Consider the following 11,808-nt stretch of genomic DNA (forward strand, 5'->3'; position numbering starts at 1 on the left):
GAAACATGAAAGCCAATCCGATGACGACGACCAACCCGATCGATGCGCTGCTGGCTGAGAAGGGCGTGCTGCTGGCCGATGGCGCCACCGGCACCAATCTGTTCGCCATGGGCCTGGAGGCTGGCGAAGCGCCGGAGTTGCTGAACGAGACGGCGCCCGACACCATCACCAGTCTGCATCAGAATTTCGTCGATGCCGGCGCCGACATCATCCTGACCAATTCCTTCGGCGGCACCCGTCACCGGCTGAAGCTGCATCATGCCCAGGACCGCGCGCATGCGCTCAACAAGCGCGCCGCAGAACTCGCGCGTGCCGTCGCCGACAAGGCCGGCCGCAAGGTGATTGTCGCCGGCTCGGTCGGCCCGACCGGCGAATTGCTGGTGCCGCTTGGCGCCATGACTTATGACGAGGCGGTCGAGGCCTTCGCCGAACAGATCGAGGGCCTCAAGGCCGGTGGCGCAGAAGTCGCCTGGATCGAGACCATGTCGGCTCCCGACGAGATCCGCGCCGCCGCGGAGGCCGCTATTCGTGTCGGCATGCCCTACACCTACACCGGTTCCTTCGACACAGCCGGCCGCACCATGATGGGCCTGCTGCCGAAGGACATCCACGGCGTCACCGACGGGCTGTCGCAGGCGCCGCTCGGCGTCGGCGCCAATTGCGGCGTTGGTGCCTCCGACATCCTGGCCTCGCTGCTCGACATGACCGAGGCGAAGCCGGAAGCGACTATCATCGTCAAGGGCAATTGCGGCATTCCCGAATTCCGCGGCACCGAGATCCACTATTCCGGCACGCCCGAACTGATGTCCGACTATGTCAGGCTCGCCGTCGATGCCGGCGCCAAAATCGTCGGCGGCTGCTGCGGCACCTCGTTCCAGCACCTTGCCGCGATGCGCAAGGCGCTCGACGCGCACACCAAGGCCGATCGCCCGACCGTCGAAAAAATCGTCGAGCGCATCGGTCCGATGCGCAACAAGGCGGCAACGGAAAACACCGCCGAGACCAGTGAAGCCCGCCGCGAACGTCGACGCAGCCGGGCCTGACGCGATATTTCTTTTTCGACTATTCGCTGTTGTCGGCGTAGCTCGACTGCGCCGACTTGAAATCGGTGCCGGCACCTGCGGCTGTATCGCCGCGCATCGTCATCAACGCACCGGATGCGCTGGGGTCGGTGATCTGCTCCAGCATGACGCGAAAGCGGTCATTGTTCAGCGCTGACAAGGCGGTGTGACGTGCCTGGGCGACATCGTCGCTGATCCGCCTGGATTCTGCCGACGGTCCGGACGAAGCCGCCGATCCCAGTGCCGGCATATCTCGTGATATCGAGTTCGCAACAGTCCTGATCAGCAATTCCGGCTCCCTCAAGCCCAAACATGAGCCTCTCCGTAACAAGAGGAAATTGCGATCATGTACCGGAAATCCAACGCAATTTAACAATCCGCAAAAAAAGGGCCGGCAAGGGAATGAATCCCTCGCCGGCCTGCCTCACCCGCCCGTGGGTCGGTTTCCCGTATCAGAACGATCCCATCTGAAAGAAACCGGCCGTCATCACCACTACCGGTTACCGCCCAGCGCCGAGGCAAGGCGCACAAGCGAGAGGAACTCGGACCTGTACCCAAACGGGTCGGCTCCTCGAGCGGCAGTGGCAATCTCCATGATCTTGTCGTAACCGAACTTCGCGGTCGCATCCTCGTCACGCAGCTTCTGGCCGAAGGCCGCGACCGCCACGGAGAAGCGCTGGTCGGTACTGGCCTGGTCGAAGGACGAAACCTCATTCTCCGAGGTCACCGGCGTAGTGATCAGCTTCGAGACGTCCTCGTTGGGCAGCTTGTAGCGGATCTTGACGAAGGCATATTCACCCGCATTGGCGACGCCGCCATTGTCCACCGACGCCTGGCCGTAGCGCAGCGGATCGATCTGTTCGCCACCGCTGCCCTTCGGCGTGATCTCGTAGATCGCGGTGACCGAGTGGCCGGAGCCGATATCGCCGGCATCGACGCGGTCATTGTTGAAATCCTCGCGGTTCAAGGCCCGGGTCTCGTAGCCGATCAGGCGATATTCGGAGACCTTGTTCGGATTGAACTCGACCTGGATCTTCACATCCTTGGCAATGGTGAACAGCGTCGAGGAGGCATCCTCGACCAGCACCTTTTCCGCCTCGGCCAGCGTATCGATATAGGCGGCGGTGCCGTTACCGTTTTGGGCGATCGTCTGCATCATCTGGTCGTTCAGATTGCCACGCCCAAAGCCGAACACCGACAGGAAGACACCGGTCTTGCGCTCACTCTCGATCAACCGCTTCAGATCATCGTCGTCGGTCTGGCCGACATTGAAGTCGCCGTCGGTAGCGAGCATCACCCGGTTGACGCCGTCCTTGACGAAGGACTGCTGGGCAAGCTTGTAGGCCTCCTTGATGCCGGCCTCGCCGGCCGTCGAGCCGCCGGGCTGCAAATTGTCGATGGCATTGAGAATCTTGTCCTTCTCGGCAACCTTGGTCGGCATCAGCACGGTGCCGGCCTCACCCGCATAGGTGACGATCGAGATGGTGTCGTCGGCCTTCAGCTTGCTGACCAGCAGCCGGAAGGCCGATTTGAGCAGCGGCAGCTTGTCCGGCTCGTCCATCGAGCCCGACACGTCGATCAGGAAGACCAGATTGGCCTTCGGCTGCTCGGTCGGCTTGACGTCGAAACCCTTGATAGCGACATGCATCAGCTTGGTGTGCGTGTTCCACGGCGTCGGCATGACGCTGACGGTCGAGTTGAACGGCATCGAAGCCGAGTCCGGACCCTTCCAGTCATAGGGGAAGTAGTTGATCATCTCCTCGACGCGGACCGTATCGGCCTGCGGCACGAACCCTTCCTTCAGCGAACGCCGCACGAAGGAATAGGAAGCCGTGTCGACGTCGATCGAGAAGGTCGAGACCGGATCCTCGAGCGCGGCATGCACCGGATTGGTCTTGAAATCCTCGATGCGGTCGCGGTTTTGCTCTTGCGGCTGAACCTGGTCGGCCGGAGCCGTGGCTGGCTGCTGCGCCATCAGCTTGGACTCGGCCGGCGCGAGACTCCGCGACATGCTGGGCGCATTTAGCGCGACCTCACCTGTCGGGGCCGGTGCCGGGGGGGCAATGTTCACCTTTCCGGCGTGGGCGGCATCCTGTCGGGGAGCGCCCGTCGCCGCCTCCTTCTGTGCGCCGCCGATAGCAACGGTCGATTCGGATTTCGGCGGCGAGGCCGGCGCGACAAGCGCGTCTGTGGCGTCGCGGCTTTCCACGTCCGCGTCGGCCTTCTTGTCTTTCTCCAGCTCGGTGCGGGCCGGCTTGGGCTCGGCGGTCGTTGGCTTGAGGGTCGCCGGCTTGTCGGCCAGCGTCTCGGTGATCTTCTCGTCGCCACCGAATTTGGGTGGCTGTTCCCTCAGCATGTGGAAGGTGGCGTATCCGGCGATCGGCAGGGCGACGAGCCCGGCAAGGGCCGGTGCGGCAATGAGTTTCTTTTGCATGATCTCGCTCCAGAGCTTTTGTGCTCGCTCTGTGAGACGAAGCCCGCCAACCGATCCTTGGGTGAGCGTCGAGATATTTTCCTGATCGTAGGCGCGCAGGGCGGCTTCGAAGGCACGTGCCTTCGCGCTCTCGCCCGGTGCCGGTGCTGCGATGTCGCGCAGTCTCTTGAGTTTGTTGTCGTCGACCATGGTCACACTTCCCCGGCCGAGCGCATCAGCGTCTTCAGCCGTTTCTTCGCTTCATGGATGTGCCAGGAAACCGTCGTCTCCGAGATCGCCATCGCCTCGGCGGCGGCTGAATGGCTCAAGCCCTCGCCATAAACCAGCAGCACCGCGTCGCGCTGCTTGTCCGGCAGTTGCCGTACCGCCGCCCACAACGCCTCGGCCGGATCTTCGGGTTCGACCGAAGCCTCGCTCGAGATCAGCGCGTGAACGCCGTAGGCCTCGGTCTTTGCCATGTCGCGGGCGGACTTGCGCATCATGTCGCGCGCGGCGTTCAGGGTCACGGAGTAGAGCCATGTCGTGAAAGCGCCGCCGCCGCGATAGTCGCGGATCGCCCGGCCGAGCCGGACGCAGACTTCCTGGGCGATGTCTTCGGCGTCGGCCTTCTTGCCGCACCAGCGATAGGCAGCGCGATAGACGAAGTCGTAGTGCCTTTCCAGCAATTTGCCGAAGGCCCCCCTGTCTCCGCCCTTCGCCCGCCCGATCAGTTCGGCGTCGGAGGCTTCGCTCTCATCCAGCATCATCGCCATCATTTGCCTGTTGGACGAAGGCTAATGGCGATTCCTTGGGGCAATGGAAAGATTTTTTTGGAAAGCGGGGGATGGTGGCCATCGATGCCCCCGCTTGACACATACATATCTCTGCGGTTATACGTCAATCAATAGCCACGGGGTTATCGATCCCAAATGACCAACGCTCACGACGTCCTTTTCAGAACGCTCTCCGATCCGACGCGTCGGGCGATCTTCGAGCGCCTATGCCGGGACGGTGAGCAGACAGTCGGCGCTCTGACAGCTCAGTCGGGAGTCTCGCAACCGGCGGTGTCAAAGCATCTCGGCCTGCTGAGGCAGGCCGGGCTGGTGCGTGACCGCCATGAAGGACGGCAGACCCACTACACTGCCCAGCTCGCCGCGCTTTCCCCACTGATCGACTGGACGAACCAGATGAACGCATTCTGGCAGAGCCGGTTCGACGATCTCGAAGATCTGCTCAAAAGAATGGACCAATGACCAACATTGCGACCGAAACACGCTCCGTCATTGTCGAACGCGAGATCCCCTATCCGCCGGAAAAGATCTGGCGCGCGCTCACCCAACCGCATCTGATCGAGGAGTGGCTCATGAAGAACAACTTCAAGCCAGTCGTGGACCACCGTTTCAATCTCAGCGCAGACTGGGGCGGCGTCGACTGTCAGGTCCAGACAGTCGATCCCAACAAAACGTTGTCCTACACATGGGACACCAAGGATCTGGAGAGTGTGGTCACCTGGACGCTCACCCCCACGAGCACGGGAACCCATTTGCGCATGGAGCAGACGGGCTTCCGGCCGGATCAGCAGCCTTACTACCGCGGCGCCACGGTCGGCTGGCAGAGGTTCCTTGCAGCCCTGGAACAGGTCCTGGCGCGGATAGATTGAGACCCGCCCGCATGCGGGTCGCGCTGGTCCGCTTCGGCTCGTTTGACAGGAGGTGCCATTGGACTGGAACAAGTGGGTTCGGCAAATTCATCGCTGGCTGTCGATCATCTTTACGCTGACCGTCATCGCCAACTTCGTCGCCATGGCATTGGGGCAGCCTCCCGCCTGGATTGTCTACTCGCCGCTCTTGCCGCTCTTCTTGCTGCTGTTCAGTGGCCTGTACATGTTCGTGCTGCCGTATGCCGCCAAGGGACGCGGCGGGCAGCGTGCCGGCGGGTAGGAATGGGAAGAATGGCCAAGACGCAGGGGCAATCGACCAAAGTCGCAGCCAAGGCACCGATCCTGCTCTCGGGCGGCAACCCGCAAATCGCGAAGGGGGACGGCGACACCCCGGTGCAGGCCTACATCGCCGCAATGCCGGGTTGGAAGCGCGGCCTTGGCGAGCGCCTCGACGCGCTGATCGTGCGCAACGTGCCTGATGTACGCAAGGCCGTGAGATGGAACTCACCATTCTACGGCATCGAGGGCCAGGGCTGGTTCGTGACGTTCCATGTCCTGACCCACTACGTGAAGGTGACCTTCTTCAGCGGCATGTCGTTGCGACCGATCCCGCCCGGCGGCACGGTGAAGAGCAAGGAGGCGCGCTGGATCGACATCCGCGAAGCCGACGCGTTCGACGAGGCGCAGATGGCGGACTGGATCAAGCAGGCCGCGGCCCTCCCCGGCTGGGTCCCGTAGCCGCGGCAGCGGACAGATTGAAGCCTGCCAGTGCAATTCAAATCCCGCCCTGCCGACAGGGCGGCACCGAACGCGACAGAGGAGAAATAGCGATGAAGATGAAGCTGACCAGCGTCTATGTGGACAACCAGGAAAACGCCCTGCGCTTCTACACCGACGTACTGGGCCTTACCAAGAAGGCCGACTTCAGCAATGGGCCCTATCGCTGGCTGACCGTTGCATCCGCGGAAGAGCCTGATGGAACCGAACTGCAGCTCGCGCTCAACGACAACCCCGCGGCCAAGGTCTATCAGCAAGCCATCTTCAAGCAGGGCCAGCCGGCGGTGATGTTCTTCACCGACAACGTCAAGGGCGACTACGAGCGCATCAAGGCGAACGGCGGCGAGTTCACCATGCCGCCGACCGAGGTGACCGGCTCGACCATCGCCCAGCTGAACGACACCTGCGGCAACCTCGTCCAGATCACCCAGTTGGCGCGCTGGTAGGCTGCAACCAGAACGCGTCGAGGCAGAGGAATTCGAGGTACCCAATGACTCCATCGGAACAGATCGACCAGTTGATCGCAGGATTGACGGACTGGCGTGGCAACACGCTCGCCGGCGTCCGCAAGGCCATTCTCGAAGTCGATGGCGAGATCATCGAGGAATGGAAGTGGATGGGAAGCCCGGTTTGGTCCCGCGACGGAATGATTGCCGTCGGCAACGCTCACAAGGACAAGGTGAAACTCACCTTTTCCCACGGCGCCAGCCTGCCGGATCCCGGCAAGCTCTTCAACGCAGGCTTGGACGGCAAAGTGTGGCGCGCGATCGATCTTTTCGAAGGCGATGAGCTTAATGAGCGTGCCCTGAAGGAGCTCGTCCGGGCCGCCATCGATTTCAACCAGGCCAAAAAGAAGAAGAAGGCACCTGCGGGTGCTCGGGCGAAGGCGTAGAAGTAGCATCATCGCCATTTTTCGAACTAGCGCTTGACTAAGGTGTGTCGAGATTCAGTCAGCTGAATATCAACACACCCTAGGCCGCCTGCCCCGCGACCCAGCCCGACGACCACGCCCACTGGAAATTGTAGCCGCCCAGCCAGCCCGTGACATCGACGACCTCGCCGATGAAGAACAGCCCCGGCACGGATTTCGCCTGCATCGTCTTCTGGTCAAGTCCGTTGGTGTCGACCCCGCCCAGCGTCACTTCGGCGGTACGGTAGCCCTCCGAACCGGCCGGCTTGATGCGCCAGTCGTTGACCGCGGCGGCGATGGTTTTGATCTGTGCGTCCGAAAGATCGGCGAGGTTGCAATCGATGCTGGTGCGCTCGGCGATCGACTGCGCAAGCCGCTTCGGCAGGTGATTTGCCAGCACAGTCTGTACCGCTTGCCGTCCGTTGCCTCGCTTGGCGGTGCGAATGAGATCCGCCACATCAACGCCCGGCAGCATGGCGATACGGATTTCGTCGCCCTCGCGCCAGTAGGACGAGATCTGCAGGATGGACGGTCCGCTGACGCCGCGATGCGTGAACAGCATCGCTTCGGAAAATCGCGTCTTGCCGCAGGCGACTTCCGCTTCGACGGCGTTGCCGGCCAGAGGCGCCAGCCGCTCGAGGGTTTTTGCGTCGAAGGTCAGCGGCACCAGCGCCGGCCGCGTTTCGACGATGGCAAGGCCAAACTGTTCGGCAAGCTCATAGCCGAAGCCGGTCGCCCCCATCTTGGGAATCGACTTGCCGCCGCACGCCACGACCAGGGACTGGCAGATGACCGTGCCGGTGGAGAGGGTGAGCGCAAACCCCTCCACGGTTTTGCGGACATCCCTCGCCTCGGTCGACAGTGCCAGCTCCACGCCCCTGCTCTGCATTTCCCCGACCAGCATGTCGATGATCTGGCGTGCGGAGCCGTCGCAGAACAATTGTCCCAGCGTCTTCTCGTGATAGGCGATGCGGTGGCGTTCGACGAGCGCGATGAAGTCGCGTTGCGTGTAGCGGCTGAGCGCCGAGATGCAGAAATGCCGATTGCCCGAGAGAAAGTTCTTCGGGCTGGCATGGATGTTGGTGAAATTGCACCGCCCCCCGCCGGAGATGCGGATCTTTTCGCCAGGCATCGCCGCGTGATCGAGGATCAGCACCGAACGGCCGCGCTTGGCCGTCTCCACGGCGCACATCATTCCAGCGGCACCCGCGCCGATGATCACGACATCATAGGTTTGCATCCTGCAGTCTCTACCCGTTCGGTACGACCGCAGGCAACGCTTCGACCGGCGTTTTTAGGTGTGTTAGATCAGCGTCTCGGCAAAGAGCGTCGTCAACCGCTTCCAGTGGCGCTCGGCACCTGCGGCATCGAAGACGCTGTGATCCGGCACGCACCAGCCATGCGCCACCCCGACATAGTTCTCGATGACATGATCGACTTCCGCAACCCGCAGCGCCTCCGCAAGCCGCGCCGACTGCTCCGGCGGGAAACTTCTGTCGACACCGGACGTGCCGACATAGACACGCGCCTTGATCGAGGCAGCCTTGCGATGCGGGCTGTCGGCGGCATCGCTGGCGAGATTGCCACCGTGGAAACTGGCCGCCGCCTTTATCTGCTCGGGATAGGTTGCAGCGGCGTTCAATGCCCGTGCGCCGCCCATGCAATAGCCGACAGTACCGATCGGCCCGGCAACACCTTCAGCAGCCAGCGCATCGAGGAATGCACCGCTGTCGCTGATGGTCATCGCCTGCGTGGTGCCGGTGACCAGCGCCATCAGCGCTGCCTTGGTCTTTTCCTCGGCAAAGGCGGTTTTGGCGTCGAACGGCCCGTAGGGCGCATTGCGGTAGAACAGATCCGGCACCAGCACCGCATAGCCTTCGCCCGCCAAGCGTTCCGCCATGCCATCGAGCGCAACGCGCGGCCCGAACGCGTCCATATACAGGATGACGCCGGCCTTGGCCGGGGACGTGTCTGCAGCGCGGAAAAGTCCTGCGCTGGCAACGCCATCCCTGGTCTTGATCTGAAGGTCTTGTTTCGTCATCGCCTGCTCCGTTCGTCAGATCGCGATACATATCCGCGCGAGCCGCCAGAGCAAGGCATTCCCTGAACCTGGCAGTCAACATTTCGTGCAGGATCGCGTGACGACTACAGACCGGCGAATGCCGCCATATGAAAGGTCTGGACCTCCGGTGGATAGCGATAGGCCGTGCCATAGGGACAGGCATTGCGGTCGAGGCAGCCGCCACTCCGGCACAGTCCGCCATTCGTTCCCCGCACATGCGCCAGGCAGGACTGGTAGGCGAAACCTTGCGCGGAATATGCGTCGACCGGACAGGATTTCAGGCAAGGTTTTTCCGCACATGCGTCGCAAAGGTGGAGCACCGTCTCAGCGGCTTGAACCGGAAGTTCGTGCTCGAACAGCAGCGCACCACGATAGGCGTGCCACAGCCCATATTGCGGATGCATGAGGATGCCGAGCGGTGACGGCTTCAGCCCCTCCGCCCGCATCGCCCATTGCTGGAAAGGCAGATACGGCCTGTCGGATGGCGAAACGGCCCTCGCCCCGAATGTCTCCGCCACCGCCCTGATCACTTCGCGTGACCAGGTGTCGAGCGGATTGGCGATGGTCCGCGAATGCTTTTCCCGCCAGCGCATGAAATGCGGCCAGGGCGCGGCACCCGCCTGCCCGACCAGCAGGACGGCCTTGGCGGGAGCGCCTGAGGGACCAAGTGGTGGCGTTTCGCCCGGCGCAAAATTGAAGCCGCCACGACGAATAAGGCCGTTGGCGAGAAGCGCCGAAGCGATACGGTCGACGCTGCCGGCAGACGCAATCATTCCTTCTTGACCGGATCGGAGAAAGCGCTCCGCCAGACTTCCTTGTGGATGATGTTGGCGACTTTAGCCCCGCCTGACTCGGGCTCCTTTCAAGTGAAGGCGTCGGGCATCGACCCCTTCTTCTTGGCGATGAAGTCCTTCAAGGCTTCGTCGATGCTCGGATCGAGATAGGGCGCCTCGTAGCTTTCCAGCCAGCGGCGGGCGAGTTCGTTGGCACGCTGCGGCGCGGTCTTTTCACCCTCGGCCAGCCACTGCTCGTAGGAATTGTTGTCGGCGATGTTGGAGCGGTAGAAGGCGGTCTGGAAATTAGCCTGGGTGTGGTCGCAACCGAGATAATGGCTGCCCGGGCCGACCTGGCGGATGGCATCCATCGCCTGGCCGTTTTCCGACAGGTCGACGCCTTCGGAAAACTTCTGCGTCATGCCGAGCTGGTCGATGTCCATCATGAATTTTTCATAGCAGGAGGCGAGGCCGCCCTCGAGCCAGCCGGCCGAATGCAGCACGAAGTTGGTGCCGGCCAGGATGGTCGAGTTCAGCGTGTTGGCGCTCTCATAGGCCGCCTGCGCGTCCGGAACCTTGGACGCGCAGAGCGAACCGCCGGTGCGAAACGGCAGGCCGAGGCGACGCGCGAGCTGTGCCGCGCCATAGGACACCAGTGACGGCTCCGGTGTGCCGAAGGTCGGCGCGCCCGACTGCATCGAGATCGAGGACGCGAAGGTGCCGAACAGCACCGGCGCACCCGGCCGGATCAACTGCGTGAACGACGCGCCGGCCAGCACTTCGGCCAGAACCTGCGTCAGCGTGCCGGCAACCGTCACCGGGCTCATCGCCCCAGCGAGGATGAATGGCGTCACGATGCAGGCCTGGTTGTGGCGCGAATAGACTTTCAGCGCGCCGAGCATGGTCTCGTCGAACACCATCGGCGAGTTGGCATTGATCAGGCTGGTCAGCACGGTGTTGTTTTCGACGAAGTCGTCACCGAACACGATCTTGGCCATGGCGACGGTGTCTTCGGCGCGCTCCGGCGCGGTCACCGAGCCCATGAACGGCTTGTCGGAATATTTGATGTGGCTGTAGATCATGTCGAGATGGCGCTTGTTGACCGGCACATCGACCGGCTCGCACACCGTGCCGCCCGAATGGTGGATCGACGGCGCCATATAGGCGAGCTTCACGAAATTCTGGAAATCCTCGATCGTCGCATAGCGCCTGACGCCATCGAGATCGCGCACGAAGGGTGGGCCATAGACCGGCGCGAAGACAGTGGCGTTGCCGCCGATCTGCACCGAGCGCTCGGAATTGCGGGCGTGCTGGGTGTAGACGGAAGGCGCTGTCTTGAGCAGCGAACGGCAGAGACCTTTAGGGAAGTGCACTCGCTCGCCCTTGACGTCGGCGCCGGCCTCTTTCCACAACTGCAACGCTTCCGCGTCGTCGCGGAAAATGATGCCGATCTCCTCGAGCACCGTGTCGGTGTTCTTCTCGATCAGCGCCAGGCCTTCCTCGTCCAGCACCTCGTAGACGTTGATCTTGCGCTTGATGTAGGTCAGCTGGGTGCCGGGGCCGCCGCCCGAACGTGCCGCACGCCGGGCAGCCGCCCCGCCGCTGGCGCCGCGCCCGCGTCGCGCGTTTGACGCTTCCTGATCGACTGCCGCGTGTTCGCTCATGATCGCTCTTCCCTGAATTTGTTCTTGTCCGGAATCCATTGCGGCAGCGTATCGCCGCTTCTCGCCGGATCGTAGCCATGCACCCTATTCGAAACGGCCCGCCAGCGCCAACGCCTGTCGCAAAATCGACAAGAATTCCAAGAGAGTTACGGTCGCTTTCCTTTTGCGGGAAGTCGCAAATCAGCTATGGATACACGCCCCCAGCGGGTTAGGTATGAACGCGAATATTTTGTGCCTTGCGACGCAGTCGCGATGCCGGCAGGAGCTTGATACAAATGTCCGACGACGAGATCATCCTATCCGAACTTTCCGACGACGAGTTGGTGCAGCAGATGCACGACGACCTCTATGACGGGCTGAAGGAAGAGATCGAGGAAGGCACCAACATCCTGCTCGAGCGTGGCTGGGTGCCCTACAAGGTGCTGACGGAAGCGCTGGTCGAAGGCATGCGCATCGTCGGCGAGGATTTTCGTGACGGCATCCTGTTC

The 11,808-nt window shown here is 62.5% G+C and carries 15 protein-coding genes; 8 read left to right on the forward strand and 7 right to left on the reverse strand.

Going from position 1 to position 11,808, the window contains the following annotated elements; genetic code table 11:
- The first annotated feature begins 20 nt into the window (after positions 1-20).
- On the forward strand, positions 21-1,043 hold the full coding sequence (bmt, locus tag AC1D10_RS12490) for a betaine--homocysteine S-methyltransferase (protein ID WP_477272094.1): 1,023 nt from the start codon (positions 21-23) through the stop codon (positions 1,041-1,043).
- A gap of 19 nt (positions 1,044-1,062) precedes the next feature.
- Here the strand turns inward: bmt and AC1D10_RS12495 are convergent, their stop codons facing one another.
- The 3 genes from AC1D10_RS12495 to AC1D10_RS12505 all read right to left on the reverse strand — a co-directional run bounded on the left by AC1D10_RS12495 (position 1,063) and on the right by AC1D10_RS12505 (position 4,247).
- Positions 1,063-1,350, reverse strand: a complete 288-nt coding sequence (locus AC1D10_RS12495; RefSeq protein WP_477272026.1) for a hypothetical protein — start codon at positions 1,348-1,350, stop codon at positions 1,063-1,065.
- A gap of 204 nt (positions 1,351-1,554) precedes the next feature.
- Entirely contained in the window at positions 1,555-3,684 is a 2,130-nt protein-coding gene (locus AC1D10_RS12500) for a vWA domain-containing protein (RefSeq protein WP_477272028.1), read from the reverse strand.
- Positions 3,685-3,686: 2 nt separating this feature from the next.
- Complete coding sequence (locus AC1D10_RS12505; protein WP_477272030.1) at positions 3,687-4,247, reverse strand: RNA polymerase sigma factor; 561 nt, start codon at positions 4,245-4,247, stop codon at positions 3,687-3,689.
- A 156-nt stretch (positions 4,248-4,403) separates the two neighbouring features.
- On the opposite strand from AC1D10_RS12505, the gene AC1D10_RS12510 reads away from it, so the two are divergent.
- From AC1D10_RS12510 to AC1D10_RS12535, 6 genes are all read left to right on the forward strand, one after another.
- Positions 4,404-4,727: an ArsR/SmtB family transcription factor gene (locus tag AC1D10_RS12510; RefSeq protein ID WP_477272032.1), complete on the forward strand. Its 324-nt coding sequence runs from the start codon at positions 4,404-4,406 to the stop codon at positions 4,725-4,727.
- Positions 4,724-5,134: an SRPBCC family protein gene (locus tag AC1D10_RS12515; protein ID WP_477272034.1), complete on the forward strand. Its 411-nt coding sequence runs from the start codon at positions 4,724-4,726 to the stop codon at positions 5,132-5,134. The genes AC1D10_RS12510 and AC1D10_RS12515 overlap by 4 nt, the downstream gene beginning before the upstream one ends.
- Positions 5,135-5,192: 58 nt before the next feature.
- The gene (locus AC1D10_RS12520; protein WP_379096554.1) at positions 5,193-5,414 is read left to right on the forward strand and encodes a hypothetical protein; all 222 of its coding nucleotides are present in this window, start codon (positions 5,193-5,195) and stop codon (positions 5,412-5,414) included.
- Positions 5,415-5,425: 11 nt separating this feature from the next.
- A complete protein-coding gene (locus AC1D10_RS12525; protein ID WP_477272037.1) occupies positions 5,426-5,872 on the forward strand; it encodes a DUF1801 domain-containing protein in 447 nt (148 codons plus the stop codon).
- Positions 5,873-5,964: 92 nt separating this feature from the next.
- Positions 5,965-6,357, forward strand: coding sequence for a VOC family protein (locus tag AC1D10_RS12530; RefSeq protein WP_477272039.1), 393 nt, complete (start codon positions 5,965-5,967; stop codon positions 6,355-6,357).
- A 44-nt stretch (positions 6,358-6,401) separates the two neighbouring features.
- On the forward strand, positions 6,402-6,803 hold the full coding sequence (locus AC1D10_RS12535) for a DUF1801 domain-containing protein (protein ID WP_477272041.1): 402 nt from the start codon (positions 6,402-6,404) through the stop codon (positions 6,801-6,803).
- A 79-nt stretch (positions 6,804-6,882) separates the two neighbouring features.
- Here the strand turns inward: AC1D10_RS12535 and AC1D10_RS12540 are convergent, their stop codons facing one another.
- The 4 genes from AC1D10_RS12540 to AC1D10_RS12555 all read right to left on the reverse strand — a co-directional run bounded on the left by AC1D10_RS12540 (position 6,883) and on the right by AC1D10_RS12555 (position 11,320).
- The gene (locus AC1D10_RS12540; RefSeq protein ID WP_477272043.1) at positions 6,883-8,061 is read right to left on the reverse strand and encodes a BaiN/RdsA family NAD(P)/FAD-dependent oxidoreductase; all 1,179 of its coding nucleotides are present in this window, start codon (positions 8,059-8,061) and stop codon (positions 6,883-6,885) included.
- Between the two features lie 63 nt (positions 8,062-8,124).
- Complete coding sequence (locus AC1D10_RS12545) at positions 8,125-8,862, reverse strand: dienelactone hydrolase family protein (RefSeq protein WP_477272045.1); 738 nt, start codon at positions 8,860-8,862, stop codon at positions 8,125-8,127.
- 104 nt (positions 8,863-8,966) lie between these two features.
- A complete protein-coding gene (locus AC1D10_RS12550; protein WP_477272047.1) occupies positions 8,967-9,656 on the reverse strand; it encodes a hypothetical protein in 690 nt (229 codons plus the stop codon).
- Between the two features lie 89 nt (positions 9,657-9,745).
- Positions 9,746-11,320, reverse strand: coding sequence for a trimethylamine methyltransferase family protein (locus AC1D10_RS12555; protein ID WP_111547485.1), 1,575 nt, complete (start codon positions 11,318-11,320; stop codon positions 9,746-9,748).
- 275 nt (positions 11,321-11,595) lie between these two features.
- Here AC1D10_RS12555 and AC1D10_RS12560 point away from each other — a divergent pair.
- Positions 11,596-11,808, forward strand: a 213-nt coding sequence (locus AC1D10_RS12560) for a B12-binding domain-containing protein (RefSeq protein ID WP_477272049.1), incomplete at its 3' end; no start/stop codon positions are given.

It is taken from the genome of Mesorhizobium sp. P2_A8 (assembly GCF_056404935.1).